Annotated in this window: 14 protein-coding genes and 1 pseudogene; 6 read left to right on the forward strand and 9 right to left on the reverse strand. The window is 40.5% G+C overall.

The annotated features are described in order from the left end of the window. The first annotated feature begins 22 nt into the window (after window positions 1-22). From DFP82_RS12335 to minE, 5 genes are all read left to right on the forward strand, one after another. Window positions 23-985, forward strand: a complete 963-nt coding sequence (locus tag DFP82_RS12335) for an acyltransferase (protein WP_110924022.1) — start codon at window positions 23-25, stop codon at window positions 983-985. A gap of 443 nt (window positions 986-1,428) precedes the next feature. Beyond that, window positions 1,429-2,523 (forward strand): hypothetical protein, encoded by a 1,095-nt coding sequence (locus tag DFP82_RS12340; protein WP_110924023.1) that lies wholly within the window; start codon window positions 1,429-1,431, stop codon window positions 2,521-2,523. Window positions 2,524-2,669: 146 nt separating this feature from the next. Then, a complete protein-coding gene (minC, locus tag DFP82_RS12345) occupies window positions 2,670-3,500 on the forward strand; it encodes a septum site-determining protein MinC (protein WP_110924024.1) in 831 nt (276 codons plus the stop codon). 332 nt (window positions 3,501-3,832) lie between these two features. Continuing rightward, entirely contained in the window at window positions 3,833-4,645 is an 813-nt protein-coding gene (gene minD / locus DFP82_RS12350; protein ID WP_110924025.1) for a septum site-determining protein MinD, read from the forward strand. 2 nt (window positions 4,646-4,647) lie between these two features. Then, window positions 4,648-4,941 (forward strand): cell division topological specificity factor MinE, encoded by a 294-nt coding sequence (gene minE, locus DFP82_RS12355; RefSeq protein ID WP_110924026.1) that lies wholly within the window; start codon window positions 4,648-4,650, stop codon window positions 4,939-4,941. Window positions 4,942-5,199: 258 nt separating this feature from the next. On the opposite strand, the gene DFP82_RS12360 is transcribed toward minE, so the two are convergent. The 9 genes and pseudogenes from DFP82_RS12360 to pilG all read right to left on the reverse strand — a co-directional run bounded on the left by DFP82_RS12360 (window position 5,200) and on the right by pilG (window position 18,468). Beyond that, a complete protein-coding gene (locus DFP82_RS12360) occupies window positions 5,200-5,718 on the reverse strand; it encodes a cytochrome b (protein ID WP_110924027.1) in 519 nt (172 codons plus the stop codon). A 139-nt stretch (window positions 5,719-5,857) separates the two neighbouring features. After that, window positions 5,858-6,355, reverse strand: coding sequence for a hypothetical protein (locus DFP82_RS12365; RefSeq protein ID WP_110924028.1), 498 nt, complete (start codon window positions 6,353-6,355; stop codon window positions 5,858-5,860). A 17-nt stretch (window positions 6,356-6,372) separates the two neighbouring features. Beyond that, window positions 6,373-7,377, reverse strand: a complete 1,005-nt coding sequence (locus DFP82_RS12370; RefSeq protein ID WP_110924029.1) for a chemotaxis protein CheB — start codon at window positions 7,375-7,377, stop codon at window positions 6,373-6,375. After that, window positions 7,367-14,218 carry an Hpt domain-containing protein gene (locus DFP82_RS12375; protein ID WP_110924030.1) on the reverse strand — a complete coding sequence of 2,284 codons (6,852 nt, stop codon included), beginning with the start codon at window positions 14,216-14,218 and terminating at the stop codon, window positions 7,367-7,369. The genes DFP82_RS12370 and DFP82_RS12375 overlap by 11 nt, the downstream gene beginning before the upstream one ends. A gap of 30 nt (window positions 14,219-14,248) precedes the next feature. Then, on the reverse strand, window positions 14,249-15,223 hold the full coding sequence (locus tag DFP82_RS12380) for a CheR family methyltransferase (RefSeq protein WP_110924031.1): 975 nt from the start codon (window positions 15,221-15,223) through the stop codon (window positions 14,249-14,251). A 117-nt stretch (window positions 15,224-15,340) separates the two neighbouring features. Then, window positions 15,341-16,387, reverse strand: a pseudogene (locus tag DFP82_RS12385) (methyl-accepting chemotaxis protein); the annotation flags it as partial. A 525-nt stretch (window positions 16,388-16,912) separates the two neighbouring features. After that, window positions 16,913-17,443, reverse strand: coding sequence for a chemotaxis protein CheW (locus DFP82_RS12390; RefSeq protein WP_110924033.1), 531 nt, complete (start codon window positions 17,441-17,443; stop codon window positions 16,913-16,915). A 3-nt stretch (window positions 17,444-17,446) separates the two neighbouring features. Continuing rightward, window positions 17,447-17,809 (reverse strand): response regulator, encoded by a 363-nt coding sequence (locus DFP82_RS12395; RefSeq protein WP_110924034.1) that lies wholly within the window; start codon window positions 17,807-17,809, stop codon window positions 17,447-17,449. A 281-nt stretch (window positions 17,810-18,090) separates the two neighbouring features. Then, a complete protein-coding gene (gene pilG, locus DFP82_RS12400) occupies window positions 18,091-18,468 on the reverse strand; it encodes a twitching motility response regulator PilG (RefSeq protein ID WP_110924035.1) in 378 nt (125 codons plus the stop codon). A gap of 691 nt (window positions 18,469-19,159) precedes the next feature. On the opposite strand from pilG, the gene DFP82_RS12405 reads away from it, so the two are divergent. Continuing rightward, window positions 19,160-20,434: an efflux RND transporter periplasmic adaptor subunit gene (locus DFP82_RS12405; protein ID WP_110924121.1), complete on the forward strand. Its 1,275-nt coding sequence runs from the start codon at window positions 19,160-19,162 to the stop codon at window positions 20,432-20,434. The last annotated feature ends 138 nt before the right edge of the window (window positions 20,435-20,572 follow it).

Consider the following 20,572-nt stretch of genomic DNA (forward strand, 5'->3'; position numbering starts at 1 on the left):
AGACTGACCTAAAAGGATTAGCATGCGACTGACCTCCACTATTAAAAAAATACACAAACGCACGCCTAAATTAGCAAAAGCAATCTCACTTGCGACGGCAACTGGCGTTATCGCAGCCAATAGCTTTGGCGGTAGTATTCCTCTATGGTTGATGGGCGTTGGCAAGATTATCACTGGTGCTCCTATTGCGGATAAAACCGTGATAAAAATCGCCACTCATTGGATCAGTAGTAATAATGCTTTAATCGACAACATGCTGCCGCGTAAAGATTGGCGTATTAACTTACCCGATGATGTTCATATCAATGGCAAATATCTACTGGTCAGCAACCATCAGTCTTGGGTCGATACCAGTATCGTGCAGTACATTAGCGAAAAACGCCTGCCGCTGACACGGTTCTTTACCAAGTTTGAGTTAATCTATATCCCCATTGTTGGTCAAGCTTTTTACTTTTTAGATTTTCCAATGATGCGCCGACATTCCAAAGAAGCCGTCGCGAAAAACCCTGCATTAAAAGGTAAGGACATCGAAGAGGCCAAACGCGCCTGTGCATTATTAAAAGATAAGCCTTTTACCTTATTAAATTACTTGGAAGGCACGCGTTTCACCAAGGCCAAACAGGCTAAGCAGCAGTCACCTTATACCCACCTATTAAAACCGCGAGCGGGTGGCCTATCATTAGCAATTAACGCACTGGGTGAAGATATTGATGGCATGCTCGATATGACGATTGTTTATCCCGATGGTGTACCGACCTATAGCGATCTGTGGAAAGGCAATATCAAACGCTTGGGGGTCGATGTCAGATACATCGAGATACCTGATTCATTATTTGCTGGTATCCAAAACGGTGGTTACGAAAATGATGAGACGGTAAAGGCGCAGATGTTTGATTGGGTTGAGCAGATATGGCACGAAAAAGACCAACTCATTACCAATATGCTAGCTGATTTCGACACCAATCCCAAAATCAAAGATACCTAAAACCATTAGAAAAATAAAAGCCAAACGGCAACCTTATTCAGCACATATCAGTATCAAGATTAATCACTATTTTTTCAAACACTGACCTGAAATGATAACTCGTCAATAGTAATGCTTAATTATAATGAAAGATGGGTTGTTTTTTAGCCCTATTCATTGATAATGTGGACAGTCATGAGCGTATGACTTTCTAAATAGTAGCGATTTTTATAACGCTATATTAGGGCGTATCATCAATTAGCACATTAATATATTTAGTGGCCTTAAAATGGCTAAATTTTGCTAAACATCGTCAGCAATTTTGCTAATATGTTCATATTAACGGCAATTTCTTCCTTGTTTATCTACAATTTTTCTCATTTTAAGCTTCACAATCTAGTTGATGACACGCCCTCGCTAAGCTACTTACTTTTTATGCCATTTATCATTTATAAGGTTTGACTGTGCCCGCCTCTCCTACTACTAGCCCGCCGCTAGACTCAGCGTCATTACCGGACCAATCCCCTAATCAGTCGGATAATAAGCCGTCACGACCAAATCGCCCCAAGCCAAATCGCCTAAAGCTGACTTACGACATCGTAATGATGATCATCATCAGCATTGATCTCTTATTGATTAGTATTGATGCTATTTTAATGAGTAATTTTAGTGCTCATATCGCAGGATGGCTGACCATTGGTGAGGCTCTCAGTTGGTATCAAAATACCTTGCATGATCCTTTGCGTACTGCTGGTGGGTTCTTTACGATATTCTTAATCGTTGAGCTATTCCTGCGTTGGATGATTGCTATTAAAGAAAGAGCCTACTACCGCTGGTTCTTTTTTCCCTTTGTACACTGGTATGAAGTATTAGGTTGCTTTCCGCAACTACGCGCTTTACGTTTGTTTCGAGCAGTGGTCATCGGACGACGCTTATACCAGCTTGGCTACCAAGTGCTGCCGCAGCCGTGGATTAATCGTATCAAGTTCTATATCGACTTACTGCTAGAAGAGTTATCGGACCGTGTCATATTGACAACCATCCAAAACTTTCGGCAAGAACTGACCGACCCTGAAGCTCACAAATCATTTATCGAATCGACGATTTCGCGAAATCGTGATGAAATCGAAGCGGTGTTACTTTATCTATTACGTACAGAGCTAACACCCAAATTGCAAGAATTGACGGCAGCATCAGGTGGCGGCAGTATCTTAGCCGCTGAGGTTGGCAATGCCATTGAAGAAGGCTTGGCCAATACGCCTGAGCTACGTCGTTATCTACGCATGATTCCTATCGCTGGCAGTTTGATTGAATCACAGTTGCAACATGTTGGGCATAATATAGGTGAAAACGTCGTTTACGCACTGAATCAACGTCTCCTTGATCCTAAGCTTCTCGATTCATTAATGGTCGCGATTGCCCGTGGCGTTGCACAAATAAATACGGATAATACAGCGCTAGATACTTTGATTTCGAGTATCATTGAAGACAGTTTGACTGAGTTTGAAGCGCAGGTAAAAGTGCAACAGTGGAAACACCAAGACATGCTTAACCTATAAGCCCTACTGCTAATAATATGCTTCGATGATAAAATAGTATGGCAGAGCCATAACATAGACTAAAGTCACAGCACAAAACAGTATGGCTCCATAATAAAAACAGCACCGTGAACACAGCGATAGAATGAATTTTTGAGGATTTATATATGACAGTTTTAGATAGTGACAACCAGACCTCGAACGCCGCACCAACGCCAGCACTGGCATTTTATGGCAAGATGCTGACCTTTTCACGTTTGCAGTTCAATACAAATGATTTGAGCGCTATTGAATCACAGCTTAATGAGACTTTTAGCAACAAATCTAGCAACATTCCCATTCTTATTGATAGTGAAGTCGAGCAAGATTTGTCAGCATTAGTGGAACTGTTGTGGTCATGTGGTCTACAGCCCATCGGCGTAGTCACGGGTATGATGGATTCTCAAGCGCGTGCGCAACGGTTGGCGATTTTCCCTGCCGATGGCAAACGTATCGAGCGTATCGTACCCACTAAAAAGCCCACTGCTCAAGTGAGTACAGCTCCAGAAGACGGTAGAACAGAGTCAACCAGTAATGACCCTGCGACTGCTGTCAACGAACCACTTACTGAGACAACCATATCTGATACATCAGCAGAGTCATTAGCAAGTGATGATCATATCACTAGCCTAATCTATGACCAAATGCTACGCTCAGGACAAAGTCTCAATCACGTCGGTGGCGACTTGATTTTGACCAACAGTGTCAATAGCGGTGCTGAAGCGATTACGGACAACAGCCTACATGTCTATGGCCGCGCTCAAGGACGTTTGGTTGCAGGTGCTACTGGTGACAAAGATGCTCGCATTTTTTGTCAGGTTTTCAATCCTTCATTGGTCTCGGTTGCAGGTACTTATTGCTTACGAGATAACTTACCACCACATGTCGTTGATAAAGCCGTACAAGTAAGATTTGTAGAAGGTGAAGGTTTAGTATTTACGGTGATAAGTGATACCTAATTCGAATGGCTTTTAAATAAACTCTCAAATACTATAGTAAGTTTATTTAACAAAACTGTTCTATGATGAATCACTGGCTATGCCACTATTTGTATCTTTCGTAAGCGTTTATTTTATTATTCATCATAGGCATTATTGGTTAACAAATTTTAGGTAGTATTGCCTTGTAGCCTATATATGAGCAGTTTCCCTGCTTTAGTGCAGACTCGCTATAAATTTTTGTTTATTTATGCTAGGCTAGCTTCGCAGGTAGCGTATATATGCTATAAATGTAATATATAATTGCGCTATTTATATAAAGATATCCCATTGATTCATAGGAGTGTGCCATTGTGGCGAAGATAGTTGTAATCACTTCAGGTAAAGGCGGTGTGGGCAAAACCACAACAAGTGCCTCTTTTGCCGCTGGTTTAGCATTGCGTGGCTATAAAACAGTCGTTATCGATTTTGATGTAGGTCTACGTAATCTAGACTTGATCATGGGTTGTGAGAACCGAATTGTTTATGACTTTGTTGACGTTATTAACGGCAATGCACGTTTATCGCAAGCGTTGGTTAAAGACAAACAGCTTGAAAACTTGTTCATCCTACCTGCCAGTCAAACGCGTGACAAAGACGCGCTGACAGATGAAGGTGTTGCAGAGATCATGGCTGAGCTGTCTAAACAGTTCGACTATATTATTTGCGATTCACCTGCTGGTATTGAACGCGGTGCTCAGTTGGCTATGTATCATGCTGATGAAGCGATCATCGTCACCAACCCTGAGATTTCTTCAGTACGTGACTCGGATCGTATTATTGGTATTTTGCAAAGTCAGACCAAAAAGGTTGAAGAAAACCAAGGCTCTGTACGTGAGCACTTGATTATTACTCGTTATAACCCTGAACGTGCAGCGGCTAATGAGATGATGGATATCGATACAATTTCTAATGATATTCTAAAAGTGCCTTTGCTTGGTGTTGTTCCTGAGAGCCATGCTGTGCTTGAAGCATCTAACCATGGCGAGCCTGTCATCCATTATACCGACTCGGTTGCTGGTCAGTGTTATGATGATATTGTCGCCCGTTTCTTGGGTGAAGAGCGTCCACTCCGTCATCTTGACGTGAAGAAGAAAAGTTTATTACAGCGCTGGTTTGGGGGTTAATGATGACTAAGAAAAAAGGATTTTGGAGTAGCCTATTTGGTACTGATGACAGCAATGGCACAGCAGGTAGCGCTAATTTGGCGACTGAACGCCTCAAGGTTATTGTTGCAAGTGAAAATCGCTTAAATAACCGTCTCACTGCTGATCGTATCGAAAAGATGAAGCGTGAAATTTTAGAAGTGGTCAATAAGTATGTCAATGGCGTGCAGATTGATGATGTCAATATCAATCATCGTTCTGAAGATAGCCTAGACGTACTAGAGATGAATATCAGCTTGCCTGAGCACAAAAAGTAAAGTTATCGTCATTCCACTATGAAAGTATTACTGCGTTAACCTCGCTTGAAGTATTAAGCATACATCTACACTCGGTTGCCTTGTACTACTTTTAAATTGAATCGATATATAACAGCAGAGAGTTTCAATTGATGCTTTTATGCTGGATTTCAAAAAAGCCCTTAGTATTATTACTGAGGGCTTTTTTTGGTTTAAGTCATGACATTACTTTTAATAACACACAGAATTTTTTTTAACACACAGCTATTTTACAACGGACTATTTCATACGTGCTATCAGATTGTCTTTTTTGACAAACTGATGATACAAAGCCGCGCTAATATGAACAGCCGTAAAGGCAATAATAGCTTGCCAGATAATGTCCGTATGCAGATTATTATAAAAGCGAGCCAAAGTTCTGTCTGGCGTGACAAATACAGGGATTTGGAACAAGCCAAAAATATCAACAGGTCGACCACCATAGACCGTCATTAGCAAACCAACCGTTGGCATTGCTATCAGCAAAGCATATAGTCCAAAATGCGATAAGTGAGACAACAATAACTGCCATTTTGGCATCGATATAGGTGGTGGTGCTTTAGTAAATACACGATTAATCACTCGTGCTATCATCCAAAACAATAAACTAACGCCAAAAGCTTTGTGCAGCCCAATATAAATATTACTATCAAGATTATTATTTAACAGCATCATTATCCACGTAATCAATAATAAAACTGCACTGATCCAGTGAAAAATTCGACTACTGACTGACCACTTTGAATTCGTATTACTCATGAGCTACCCTATCACCTTCATTACTAGTTATCTGTCATCAGCAATATAGATAAAAACAGCTACTCATTTAGCATTCAAAAGCCATTGAGATGATTTAAACATTCAATTCATAGTAAATGAATAAAAAATAGAAGCGAATCTAGCTGCTTACATCAACCAACTGATGAGCAATTTTGTCTAAGTCTGGTACTAAATAGACTTTGTCCTCAATCATAACGGTCTGAAAAAGGTAGGATAGCATAACGTTTTCATTAAAGGGTACTGCTGTTTCGTTGATGTTTGTTTTATCGAAATTTTCAGGTACTTCTATATCTTTGACATCTGAAATACGTACTTGTAATTGGTGTAGCTCACCTGCCGTTTGCAACGCTAAGCGATGCTCTGAGGTATTACCTTCTAGTACGATTATTTTATCTACTGCCTTATCTTGTGGTAGCAAATGAAACACAGAAACTTCTTGATCCTGCCAATCATAAATTGATGTATGTTGATCATGCTCATCCACACTCAAAATCAGACTACTTGGAATCAACCAATCAGGCTGGTTGAATGCAGGAACAATAGTAACGTCGAGCATCCCGTTGGTAGTGGTCAACAAGCTCACAGCTTCAAACGAATGTTTCAAAATTTGTTTCATACATCACTCACAATAAGTTAGGGTGAAGAGGTTTTGACTGCCCTTTCGCCAATATAGTCTGTCAGTTTTTGTGCCAAATCTGTCGGACTACCAATAAAACCACAATATCCTGAATCGATAATGGCCTGAGGCTGACTAGGACAAGCACTCATACTAGGGTCTTGCACCCAAAGTTGACTATTATTATCTTGAATGAGATCAAGATATTGAGACCCATCATTACCCATACCTGAAAATATGATGTTAATAAGATCACTACCATAAACGTCACTGGTGTTCTTCAGGATTTGACCGATGGCAGGTTTATACTCACCTTCCCAAGCTTGCTCTAACAGTATGACTCGACCTGTCGAGTCACAGACAATCTGTTTATCAATAGGTGCTATGAGACACTGACCGGCTCGCAAACGCTGCGAAGAAGTAATGACCTGACATTGCCAATCGTTATGACGATTTAGAATGCGTGGTAAGGTATCTATCATGGTTACATTAAAATGATGTGCCAATAAGATACAAACTGGCAGCGAGGCTGACAAATTGTCTAAAAATTCTTTGATCGCACTTGGACCACCCATAGAGGCACCCAAAAAAACCACATAATGCCAATCGGTATCAGTACTATCATGCTTATGAACTGGCGCATCTATTAGCATAGGTAGTTCAAGCATTTGTGCAAGCTTACGTTTTAGCTTACGCTGCCATTTTGCATACTGCGTGGCTTCATTGAGATAAGGTGCCTGACTAAAGCCCACCAGTACTGCAGCAGGTTTAGAGACGGTCGTTGCAGTCACAATATTATCATCGTAGTCACTATCTATCAGCCAGATATCAATGACCACATCAGAGAGTACAGTTTTTGCTTGCAACTGCGCCCGTGACATACACCCAACTAGAGTAAAACCACAGCTGCGGACAGTATCCGAAAATGCCATACGCTGATGATGGTCTTCTGCCACGACCATCACCTTAATATCATTCTTTTTTTTATTCCTCAGTGCCAAAACACCTGTATTATCCTTCATGAGTTAGACTGACCCTCTGACCCAGTATGTGCTGGATTTTATTGAGCAGTACTTGTTCTTGGAAAGGCTTACCCATGTAATCATTCACACCAATCTCTAGTGCACGCTCGCGATGCTTTTCACCAGTACGCGAAGTAATCATAATAATTGGAATATGCTGTAAGCGCTTGCTATATCTGACTTGGGTAGCCACCTCGAAACCATCCATGCGTGGCATCTCAATATCTAACAATATCATGTCTGGTATCATATCTTGTAATATCTCAATCGCATCAACACCATCTTTCGCAAGCGCTACATTGAATCCTTGACGTTCTAAGAAGCGTGACGTTACTTTGCGTACGGTGACTGAGTCATCGACTACTAAGATAGTAGACTTAGCCTCTAAACCGCTTCGTTTAAAGTCGATAGGTTGCGGTATATTTTGAGTCATCTGTGCATTTCGCATTAAAGCGATCAGATCCAAAATTAACATCACCGAGCCATCACCCATAATAGTAGCAGCTGAGATACCTGATAGATGTGATAGTTGTTGCCCTAAAGGTTTTACGACTACCTCAATACGTGATCCTGCAATCTGATCAACTTGCAACGCGATATTCTGTCCAGTACGGTTCTTAATAATAATGAGTGGTAAACTTGTATTGGTATTGACAACCAACTCGTTCAGCTTATTGCCCGACAAAATCTCATTCAAGTAGCGTACCCGATAGTCAACATCTTCAAAATTTAACGTTGAATCACCAGATTGGTAGTAGTCGTACAGTTTTTCTGGATTAACGCGAACCACGCGCTCAATCTGTACCAGTGGTATCGCATAATAACGATCCGCTGCACGCACAACCAAAGCATCAGATACAGCAACCGTAAGCGGTAGGCGCATCGTAAAACGAGACCCTTTACCCAGCTCTGAGACAACTGACACAGAACCGCCTAACTGACGGATCTCACTAATCACTACATCCATGCCTACGCCGCGTCCAGAAATCTGCGTGACTTGTTTGCTGGTACTTAATCCAGCATTAAAGATGTATTGCATGATATCAAGGTCGGTTAGACTGGTATCACCAGCATCAATGAGCCCTTGAGAAATAGCTTTATTACGAACGGCTTCTACGTCGATTCCGCGACCATCATCCGTTAACTGAATGACAATTTCACCGCCTTCTCGACTGACTTCGAGAGTAATATGCCCACTACGTTCCTTACCTGCTCTGAGACGTGTCGAGGTATTTTCGATACCATGATCGACAGCATTACGTAGCATATGCTCAAGTGGTGAAGTCATACGCTCAAGGATGGTTCTATCCATCTCATCATCAGCATTAATAATCGTTAGCTCAACAGATTTATTAAGCTCATTCGCAGTTTGGCGTACAATACGTTCAAGACGTGGTGTCAGATGCGTAAATGGCACCATACGCGAGTTCATAAGACCGTCTTGTAGTTCAGTTTGTGTCCGTGATAATTGCAATAGTAGGCTTTCGCTATCACGTGTCTTTTCTAATAACGTATGATTAATATCAATTAAATCCGATGCTGATTCTGTCAAAGATTTTGATAATTGATTTAAGGAAGAATACTGATCCATCTCAAGAGGATCAAAGTCTTCGTTTTGAATCAACTCATCATCTATTTGAGATAAAATTTGTGCTTCAAGTTCGATTTCCATTCGGCGTAACTGATCAGCCAATCGCTGCACCGTAATGCCCATATCTTCAATGCTGTTAGTCAAGCTACTCATGCCCATATCGATACGAGCACGGTTAATGGCTGACTCACCAGACAAGTTAATCATATGCTCAATCAAACCACCTGAGATACGAATCATTTCATTGTTGCTGGCACTCTGATCCTCTTCGCTTGTACTGAGGATCATAGATGGCATTTCACTAATATCTTTTGCCAAATATTGTGAATCTCGATTTTCTTTAGCGATCAAGATTGCTTCACGTTGAGACTGTAGAGACTCTTTAGGTACTTGCTTTAAACTATCAGGATTTTTGCTAAATTGCTGTAATGCCTCAATGAGTAACGCAGGCGTTGGCGGATTGACATGATGTCTAAGAATAGACACCGCATCAGCTAGCCAATCATGGCTGGCAACTAGTAATTCCAATACTTTTTTGGTGGCAGGGCGGCGGTTGTCTATAAAGTCTTGATAGACAGACTCCATCTCATGAGACAAATCTGCAATACCAGTAGCAGTGACCATTCGTGCACCACCTTTGATAGTATGCAAGTCACGCTGTAACGCTTGTAATGCTGTTCTATTGTCCGTGTTTTCTAAAAATAATTGCAGATACTTATTGCGATTGGTAAGGGCTTCTGCTTCTTCTAAAAATACCGCTAATATATCAGGGTCTGGTAAACCATTAGCCCATGACTGTTTAATCATTCTATCTAAGCTTGAGATATCTAGTACATCATCTTTACTATGCGTACTGCTGACAACCTTACTTTGCGCCTCAGGTTCAAAATGATTTTTTGGTACAGGTATGATTAACTCTACCATTTCTGGCAAGACTCGTGCTTTTAGAAGCTGTTGTAACTGCTCAATAAGCTCTGATGCAAAAAATGATTTTTTATAGCTCACGATATGCATGACTTGCAATGACATTGTGTCCTGCACCATTTGCATAATGTCGAGCCATTGAGCTGTCGGTACTCGTCTGTTTTCTACAAATGCTTCATAAACACTTTCAGCTTCGTGGGTCAGATCACCAATACTGCGAATGCCCGCCATCCGTGCCCCACCTTTAATAGTGTGCAGATGCCGTTGCAAAACTTTTAGAGCATTGACGTTGCTAATATCTGCTCGCCATTTGTTAAAGCTCTCATCTAACGCAGCGTCTAGCTCTTGCGCTTCTTCTAAAAATATTTCTAATAGCTCAGCATCAGTATCGATAGACTCGAGTTCTAGATCAGATGACGAGATGGCTCGAACCGCGAAAACATCCTCATCTTCACTGCCGCTATCCGTGTGGTAGATACTTTGTAGATTAGCTAGAACTTTCTGATCTACCTTCAATGAGGTACTACCCGCTAGTGCATCAAACAAACCAACCAACTGAGCATGACCAGTATGCAAAATAGCTTGAATGTCTTTATCTCTTGCTTTTTCAGGATTATCGTTTAGATAGCTATAAGTGTTACCCAACTCATCAAGAATTGAGATGAACTTGGGAAATGGTTGTGCTTTATTGGTTAAATATTTTATTTGTGAGACTTGCTGATCTATATATTTCTGAATATTGGCTGTTTCAGCTTGGTTCAGCGCATCATCTAACTCCCACTGAGCATCTAACAATTCATCAATATTATCATCTAATAATTGCTCTATCGTCGGTTTATTATCAGACATCAACTCAGTATCACTAGCGACATGTTGTTTACCAAGCATCGCCTGTAATGAGGCTAGATCTTGTTGGCTTTGTACGTCTTCTATTAATATGTTTTTTGGTTGAACATTTTGCTTGTAACTGTTCAAATAACCATCCATGAGCGTAGATGACTTTGCTAATGCCTCTAAATGCTGAGCATTCATGGCTTTATCTTTTTGCTGTAACAACTCTAAACTATGCTCTATGGTCGCACTTACTTCACTAATAGCCGCAAGAGCACTAGAGCCAGAAGCACCTCTCAGAGTATGAAATGCACGTACAATATCATCCGTGACTTCAATATGAGGCTCATCTTGATGCTCATCAACGAATTGATCTATTTCCTGTAATAACTCTTCTGCTTCGTCGATAAAAATCTCAAAAAACTCTTTCTCTTCATCGCTTTGAGGCACGATGATAATAGATGCTTCTGCTATCATTTCATTAACAGAGTTAATCGTTTGCAGCGTAGCATCCATTTCTTTGTTGCTATTATCATGGACAAGATTGGCCTCGCCTAGCTCAGACGACAACAGTGATGCTTGAGTACTTTCAAGATCGGACCCATTAGATACCATGTCATTCTGATGTAAAGCGGAATAGCTGAACTCATCACCATGCTGCTTACTATAAGCATTGGCGCAAGCAATCCAAAGTGGTAACGTCGCTGGGTAATCTTGACTGTCATTTTCAAACACGATTAGCATTGAAGGATAAGCAGCTAACACATCTGCAATAAGCTGACTCATATCTTCTGAAATGGCAATACTATTATCTAAGATTCGATTGAGCATGTTTTCTATTGCCCAAGCCAACTCAGCAGTATAATTGGCACCTACCATGCGGCCTGAGCCTTTTAAGGTATGGAAACCGCGACGAATATCTGTCAACCCGCTTAAGTCACTTTGTGATAGACGCCAATTTTCATATAGAGGTACAATTTCAGCCAGCACTTCATTGGCTTCTTCTATAAATATCTCTTTAATATCAGGGTCTGCATCGTTAGCATCAGCTGCGAGCTGATCTGGAGCTTGCATGAATGGTACGAGTACTGCAGGAATCTCGATATCAGATAATAAAGCAGCTATATGTCTGCTTTCATCTTTATCATCTGTCGTTTGAGAGTCACAAATCGTATCGGGAGTAACTAACAACTCGGCTTCAACAGGCTCAGACATGCTTAACCCAGCATTCATAGGTTGCTGCGCCATTAAATTATGACTCTGTAGAACAGTAACAGCAGGGTCAAAACTTGGGGATTTCTGTGCTTCAAAATCTGTAACCAATGCAGGCAATTTTTTTGCTGTTTCAATGACTAGATCTACAACATTATCAGTGACAGGCAGTGTCTTATCCAAAAGACGATTGAGCAAGTTTTCGATTGACCAAGCCATCTCACTGATACTAAAAGCACCTACCATACGGCCTGAGCCTTTTAAAGTATGGAAACCCCTACGCACTTCAGTTAGTGGTGTTAAATCTTGTGCATCCTGCTCCCAAATAGGTAGAAAGTCATCTAAATCAGCGATGACTTCAATCGCCTCTTCAATGAAGATGTCACGAATATCCGCATCCATTTCGAAGTTATCGGGCTGAACTTGCGTGCGAGCTTTCGTTAATAACTCACTCTCTAGACTATTACTCTCAACACCACCTTTCTCTTGCAAAAGAACATCATCAACACTGGTATCAGTCAAAGATTCAGCATGAATAGACTGAGCATTAGTAGGAGCCAACTCACCATTATCATCGTAACGAATTACATTAGTTGCGGCTTGCTTTCGAGTAAGAAAAGTCTCTTTGACGGTACTTGGTGCGGCAATATAGTCATTAAGCAGACCTGTGGCTTTAAGAGTGTACTCATATGCCTGAGTCAATAACTTTTGATCAAAAACCTGCTGCGCAAGATAGTCTAGTAGTAGCTCAATAGATGTCAATCCCTCAGCCAATGCCTGAGTGACGTCCCAACTAAGCGTTGCAATTTTATGATCTACCAACTGTGTAAACACGTTGGATAGCGCATTGATGGTTTCACGAATTTCTGGCAAACCCATATCAACAAAAGCATCACCAATCTCAGAAAAATCAGTAGCCTTAGGCAGCAAATGAATATCTTGACGTTGTACATATTCATGAAAGCTTTGCTTGACATCTTCTACTGCAATGCGAAGCTCACGCAAGTTACCATCGGTAGCATTCACAACCTGATTATTTTCAGCTTGTGTATCGATATCATCAGGTATAGTGATAAAAGAGGCGGCATCTCCGATCTTTAGAGATATAGTCTGTTCGGTATTATAGAGCGCATTATATAGCTCTTGAAGCTGACGCTCAATTTGCCATTGCTCTTGTGCAAACCCTGTTTCGGATGATAGTGCGTGCTCTAGATTTACCAGAATAGACTCTACTTGTTCGACATAATATATCCAACCTCGACTCTCGAGTTGACGCTGTATTTTTTGTAGAGGGTATAAAATTGTGTCTGGATTATCCAGATTAAAAATAAGTGTTTCAAGCTCATTGAGTATTCGCGGTAAAAAACGCGATACAGTAACCGCACTGTGCGGCAAATTATTTAGTATGGACTGAGTGCTTTTGCTATTTTGTGTAAGATTGCTTAATTCGATATATACTCTGATAATCAAGCTTCTAATAGCGTTCGACGAGAGTTCGGTTTGCTCCACATAAAATTCTATCACTTGATCCAACTGACCCAACAGTGGAGCATAGTTTTCAGGTAGTGGTGTCTCATTATTTACAAGATCGTTGAGCCATAAGTCTGTTAGATACCAAAGACGTTGCTCATCTTCATGCTGAGAGGTTTGCCATAAATATTGACTAACTCTGCCTAATACTTTTAATAAAGAAGATTCATTGGTATTGGCCACCAATAACGCTTGTACTTGCTGTCGCCAAACCAATAATAACTGTTGGTAATGATGATTTTCTAGATTTGTGGTCATTCTACTTTCTGGAAATACCACTTTAATATTATCAATGATATTGTCATCGGTAGTATGACTGCCTAAGCCTTCATTCTGGCTAGCTGCAAGCATTTCTAGGGACTCTGTCGCTATGCCTAGTTCTGATAGTGCTTGGGCAAGGTCATTAGCAGCATTATTAATCAGCGTCGTGTTGTGGCTAGTGGTACGCACATATTGATTCAGCTCACGTTCTAACAATCTATGAGCAAACTGACCGATATGGCTGTTATTGATAGAAATACTATCGTGACCACTTGCTTCTACCAATAAACTCAGTTTATTGGCAAGATCTGCTAGCAGAGGCAAGCGAATCATCGTCAGCGCGCCGCCCACTTGATGGTAGTTCTGCACCATCTGCTCGTAATCAGTGCTTTCATCACCTAATTGCCAGCCATCAGCTATCTGTAATAGTTGCTGATTCAAAAGTGGCAATAACCACTCGAGCGTCACGATGTCATTGGGCTGGTTTTTCATAGGGTTATCCTAACTCGTCTAAGCACTAATTTAGGCATTTATTTTTTGCCACACATTAACCTGTGGGTGCGCAATACGGCGCATATTCGAAGGACGCCAAAACAACGCCTCACCTGGAGCCAATATAATATAACCACCTAATGCACACTGCTCTGATAGCCTTGCTAAAATATCGCGTTGATCAAACTTACGAAAGTACAGCAACATATTTTGGCAAATAATGACATTTTGGAGATGCGAAGTGGGTGGCTTTTGTTCAATAATATTATGTAAAGCAAAGCTAACATACTGTTTCAAGCTCGGTGCTATTTGCCAATGTGCTTGATTACTTGCGATCATTTCTTTCGTTATTGTTGAATCGCAAAAACTTGGTTTTCTAATTGCACTATTAGCACACAATGGCTGTATAAATTGCTGGCAGATGTCTGGAATTAAAGATTTCTGCCGCTGATCATAATGTCCTAACTGTGCTCTTTTGATAGCTCGATGGCTAATGTCTGTACCCAATATCGTATAATTTTTTAATTGCTTTGATATTAAGCTCATCGCTAAGGACCAAACTTCTTGTCCACTTGCACAGCCAACACTCCAAATGCGAAATAACTCATCAAAATTACGTTCAGCACTATTATCAGTATTGGTAGCAGCTAACCGGAGTCGCTGATGTTGCGCTGCACACTCTGTGACAAAATTAATAGAAGGTATATAACGAAAAAAACGACTTTCGTGAATCAGTACGTTATCTAATAGCTGTTGACGCATCTCGTTGTTTTTTGGCAACCGATGCCATAAATTTTTAGGGGTCAACCCATACGACGATGCAGTATGTTCAATCGCATTAATCAACCACTGCAATTGAACATCGGGTAGAACAAAACCTATTTCTTGTTCTATGTATCGTCGCCATTGCTGCACATCAAAGCTATTGTTCTGCGAAGAGGCCTCAACTAGTATTGGCTTAATGTGCTTGTTAGCATGGCTGTCTAGCTGAATAAATTTATTCATGTCACCCGCTATAATTGCTGCTGCAAACCATTATTATCTGCATAGCAATATAATTAACATATTAATAAAAATACTGTAAAGCCTCTAAGGCTCAACTTATAATGTTCAAACTTATCATCATACATTTTCTGATAATGCTTGCTCGTTATCCAATAACTCATCATCACTTAGTACTTTAAAGCCGGTTACTGATTCTTGTAGTGCTGCAGCCATTTCACTCAGCTCACCAATAGATCGTGCAGTTGCCATCGTACCAGAGGAGGTTTGTGAAGTAATATCTTGAATGATATTCATGGTATGAGATATATGCCCAGCAGACTCAGCCTGCTGTATTGCAGCATTTGAGATGTTTTGAATCAAATCAGCCAACGTGTTAGAAACGCTCTGGACTTCTTCTAGTGCTTCACCAGCATCTTTTGCTAACCGCGCACCGCGTACAACTTCAGAGGTCGTCGACTCCATCGACACAACGGCTTCGTTGGTATCTGCCTGAATCGTTTTCACCAGTGTTTCAATCTGTTTGGTTGCATTGGCTGAACGCTCAGCAAGACGCTGTACCTCATCAGCAACAACCGCAAAGCCTCGACCTGCTTCACCAGCCATCGATGCCTGAATAGCAGCGTTCAATGCCAAAACGTTGGTTTGGTCAGCAATATCATTAATCAGACTAACGATGTCACCAATCTCTTGTGAAGATTCACCAAGACGTTTGATACGTTTTGACGTCTCTTGAATCTGGTCACGAATAACGTTCATACCTTCAATAGAGCGCTGTACAACTTCTGCCCCATTATAAGCAATGGCAACTGAGCGCTGAGCAACGGTCGCAGATTCTGAAGCGTTATTTGAAACTTGGTCAATCGAGATTGTCATCTCATTAATGGCCGCTGACACACCAGCAATTTCTTGCGCTTGATGTTCAGATGCCTCAGCAAGCTCAACTGCATTCATCTGCGTTTGATCTGAAGATTGCGAGACACGATCAGCAGTGTTGTTAATAACCAGTACTAACTGACGAAGTTGGTCAATTGCAAAGTTTACTGAGTCAGCAATTGCGCCAGTAAAATCTTCTGATACGGTTGCATTGACCGTCAAATCACCTTCCGCCAAATCACCCAACTCATCAAGTAAACGCAGAATAGCAACCTGGTTACGCTCGTTTTCTTCTTGGATTTGACGCGCGCGCTCAGACTCTGCTTCTGCTTCTTGGCGACGACGTAATGTTTCTTTTTCGATAAGTAATCTTTCCGAGCCACCACGATGTTTAAGTAATTGGTACAGAGCAAAAATTATCCCTAACACCCCTATCACGAACACGACGACAGGCAAAACAACTGACTGAGTAAAGTCAGAAAAATACTGACTCACTGATGATAAGGAGTTTACCAACCAAATCAGACAAGCCACACTTATCGAAACAAAAAGCACTAATAATAGTTTCCACTCACTATTAGCGTTTGCACCACCCGCTGTTGCATTGGGTGTACCAGCTACAGGTTTATTTATAACATCACTCATCGTGCGTATTCCTTTAAAACAATCATCAAAGTCTTATCGTGACTGACTTTGACAATCTTATTGTTATAAAACAACAGTGATTAACAAAGCCTGTGTGAATGCTGATATCTAACTGTGTCGTGCGCTATTACTTGATCATAGCCTTAACAGTCAAATATCTGTTATCGATAGCTATATTGCAGCATCGGTATATTGTAAGTCTTGTGCGAGTAAACTGGGCATAAAGACATACCAATCTTGTTCATTTTTAAAGAACTTACCATGATTATAAGGTGCAAAAGGCGAACTAGATTCAATTGCCTCTGCACGGTACTGGTCATGTGTAAATTGTTCGATACCAATAACTTGGTCTACTACCAGTCCTGAAAAGAGATTGTCATGATCAATGACAATGACTTTACGTTGGCTCATTTGCGTTAAGCCACTAGGAACCTGTAGAAACCGAGACAAATCAGTTATTGGTAGTAGACGTCCACGAATATTAGCGATGCCCAGCATCCAAGGTTTTACTAAAGGCAAGCTGGTATACTCTGGCATGGCTAATACTTCTGATACCTGACCCATCGGCGCAACCAAACGCTGTCCACCAATCTCAAACACCACGCCTTGCCAATCATACTCTTGTCCACCGCGGCGACCACTTTTGCGCGCACGTGCCAGATCTGCTAAACGCAGAAGCTCAATAAACCCTTTGGAAGCCACAAGCTACTCCATTACTTTGCGAATGATATTAACCAAGCTATTTTCATCAACTGGTTTGGCGATATACTCTTTAGCGCCTTGACGCTTTCCCCAAACTCTATCTGTTTCTTGATTTTTAGTACTGATCATAATCACAGGGATATGAGCAGTCGTTTTACCACGAGTAATTTTTCGAGTGGCTTGGAAGCCATTCATCTCAGGCATCACTACATCCATCAAGATGACATCTGGTAAGTGATCAACTGCCATTTGACAGCCTTGCTCACCATTTGTCGCCTCTAATACTTGAAAGTTATGTCTAGCAAGCATATCGCGAAATTTCGCCATCTCAGATGGCGAGTCGTCAATGACTAAAACGGTAGTCATGGGAATTTCCTTTATTTTCGAAAATATCCAGGAGGATATGTTGTTATATTATTGAGACAACCTGAGTAAAAATCATTTGCCAGAAATAAGTGGCAAAATTATTTTTTTAGCAGTTGTTGTGAAATATTGAGCAATTATTATTAATTGTCACTCATGTTAAGTATTTTGACTTTGTAACCCAACCTACAAAAACATGCATAAATCATACCAACAATAAGCCTAAACGAAACTTTATATTTGCAGATGTACATACTTTAGTACTAGCAATGACATTTGCCATATTAGCGGTACTGGTTGATTGCCTCAAACAGCTCGTCTTTACTAAACGGCTTTGTCAGATACTCATCAGAACCAACAATACGACCACGCGCTTTATCAAATAAGCCATCTTTCGAAGACAGCATAATGACTGGTTTGTTAGCATAGTCAGGGTTGTTTTTTATCAGAGCACAAGTCTGATAACCATCTAAACGTGGCATCATAATATCGACAAAGATAATATCTGGGTTGTTATCAACAATCTTTGCTAAAGCATCAAAGCCGTCAATAGCAGTTACGACTTCGCAGCCCGCTTTTTGAAGTAAGGTTTCTGCGGTACGGCGAATGGTTTTTGAATCATCAATAACCATTACTTTCAAACCATTAAAATCATTTTCCATTATCACTGTCCTATAAACGACTATTTGTTCGTAATTCTATCGATCAATACAAAATTTCAACTGTTATTTCAACGTGTCATATCACTTATTATCGGATTGATACGAACAGCTAAATTTGTATTACCATGTGTTATGACAGCGAACCTACTATCTGTCAGTATCGGCCTATCAAACATGCTGTCAACATGAGTTACTATACGCACTTTTTTATTAATAAACTTAAAAAAATGAGCCAGAAAATAAGCTTTTTAGGTGAACCATACAACTTTCATTATCACTAATTAAAGTAGGGCTCTTTTTGTATCATGTAAAGCACTTCCTCACTAACCGTTTGAATTGTTATCTAAATAGAGATAGTTCAAATCAAAATAGTCGACAACTTTATGATATTTCTACATTATATAGAAACGATGGAAATATTGCTGAATAATCTTCCTTTGTTCTATAAATGTATCAATATGCTTTATCAGATTCGTTTTTAGCACAATTATCGATCCTTTTCTAGTCATAATCGAGTCAATATACAAACTGACCAGTAATGTAGAGCATTTTTTTGCTAGCTATATTTGTTATTTTTAACATTATTAGGTCTGGTCATCGCATATTTATAAAATGAAGTAAGTGTTTAGCAGCCGTTTCACCGCACTGTAATTCAATATATAATAAAATGATAACTACTATGGTGAACGCGATGACAGTTTCCAAAATTTTAAAAAACAGCAGCTATTTATTGAGTGCTTTACTCATTGCTGCCTGTCAGCCGCCAGCGCCTACCGATGATCCAGCGGCCACTGAAAACAATCCGGCAGTAGATACTCCCGTTGTCATTACCGATGATAGTGTGACCATTACACCTGATCATATATTGAGTATAAAACCTTCACGTTACCAGCCTAGTCTTGGCCTACAAGGCAATATTGAACCTATTAAGCAGACCCAATTTGTGACAGTACATCCTATCAATGTAGAAGAGATCTTGGTTACTAAAGGCCAATGGGTAGAAAAAGGCACACCACTACTCATTGTCAGACGATTGGAAACAGAAAGTAAAACGGTCAACTCATCTAATACATCAGACGATACAGCGGCAGATTCCGGTAAGCCTGATCAAGACACTGAGGTGCAAAGTGGTACTGATGTTGCCAAACAGACTAATGCTCAAGATACCAGCGCAAACGCTAAACCCAATCAACCTGCAGTAAATAATGATACAACCATTAAGAAGGCTTTATCTGATGGCACAGAGCCATTAACGACAAATGCAGCTATAACTAGCTCAAGTGATGGTGATGATGATGATGATGAGGTTAATAGTAGTAAGGGTATAGAGAACTCAAAGCCTCAATATAAACTGATTACTATCCGTGCAAGCTTTTCAGGACGTGTAGAAAACCTGTATGCAAAAGCGGGTCAAAAGCTAGAAGCTCGAATGCCACTCCTGAAATTTAGTGATGAGACTAAATTACACTTTACTGCTATGCTACCTATTCAAGCTGAACCCCAACTGTCGGTAGGTCAGACTGTCAATTTTACTGCTGAAAATATCTTAGAAAAATTTACGGGACAAATCAGTAAGCTGACTGCGACCAGTCAACCGAAAAGACTTATGGTCAATGTTGATGTTATTGACAATGAGGTCAGTCGTAAGCAGTTATTACCAAATATGCAAGTAACCGGGCGAGTCAATTATGGTCAGATAGACGTGGGTACTATTGTGCCAAAGCGCGCGCTACACGATGTCGACTTGACAGAGTTGCAATCGCCACCGTATAAACCACTCAAGCCACTGACGGCTAATGTCTGGATTATCGGACAAGATCAGCATTTAAAGCGATATCCTATTGAGGTAGTCGAGTACAACCCCTCGACAGAACAATATTTGATTGCAGGTATTAGCAATGACAGTCTGATTTGTTTGGCTGATTTGCCGCTTGATTCTGACGGTAAAAAGGTCAATGTTTCGTAGTCATTCATACCGACAGTTACATTGTGTAGAAATATTAACAAAGCCTCTCTTGTTTTGTAACAGCCTAATTAGGCAATATAGCGGTACTATAGATAGTATTATAAATCGCTAATAATTATTGGCTAGATACTAGCTAAC

Origin of the sequence: Psychrobacter fozii, from assembly GCF_003217155.1 — a bacterium.
Lineage (GTDB): Bacteria > Pseudomonadota > Gammaproteobacteria > Pseudomonadales > Moraxellaceae > Psychrobacter > Psychrobacter fozii.

Bases quoted from the DNA above. Each gene is read 5' to 3' on its own strand.
- DFP82_RS12360 (WP_110924027.1), bottom strand. From the start codon at position 5,718: ATGAGTAATACGAATTCAAAGTGGTCAGTCAGTAGTCGAATTTTTCAC.
- minC (WP_110924024.1), top strand. From the start codon at position 2,670: ATGACAGTTTTAGATAGTGACAACCAGACCTCGAACGCCGCACCAACG.
- DFP82_RS12375 (WP_110924030.1), bottom strand. From the start codon at position 14,218: ATGAAAAACCAGCCCAATGACATCGTGACGCTCGAGTGGTTATTGCCA.
- DFP82_RS12365 (WP_110924028.1), bottom strand. From the start codon at position 6,355: ATGAAACAAATTTTGAAACATTCGTTTGAAGCTGTGAGCTTGTTGACC.
- DFP82_RS12395 (WP_110924034.1), bottom strand. From the start codon at position 17,809: ATGACTACCGTTTTAGTCATTGACGACTCGCCATCTGAGATGGCGAAA.
- DFP82_RS12335 (WP_110924022.1), top strand. From the start codon at position 23: ATGCGACTGACCTCCACTATTAAAAAAATACACAAACGCACGCCTAAA.
- pilG (WP_110924035.1), bottom strand. From the start codon at position 18,468: ATGGAAAATGATTTTAATGGTTTGAAAGTAATGGTTATTGATGATTCA.
- DFP82_RS12405 (WP_110924121.1), top strand. From the start codon at position 19,160: ATGACAGTTTCCAAAATTTTAAAAAACAGCAGCTATTTATTGAGTGCT.
- minE (WP_110924026.1), top strand. From the start codon at position 4,648: ATGACTAAGAAAAAAGGATTTTGGAGTAGCCTATTTGGTACTGATGAC.
- DFP82_RS12380 (WP_110924031.1), bottom strand. From the start codon at position 15,223: ATGAATAAATTTATTCAGCTAGACAGCCATGCTAACAAGCACATTAAG.
- DFP82_RS12370 (WP_110924029.1), bottom strand. From the start codon at position 7,377: ATGAAGGATAATACAGGTGTTTTGGCACTGAGGAATAAAAAAAAGAAT.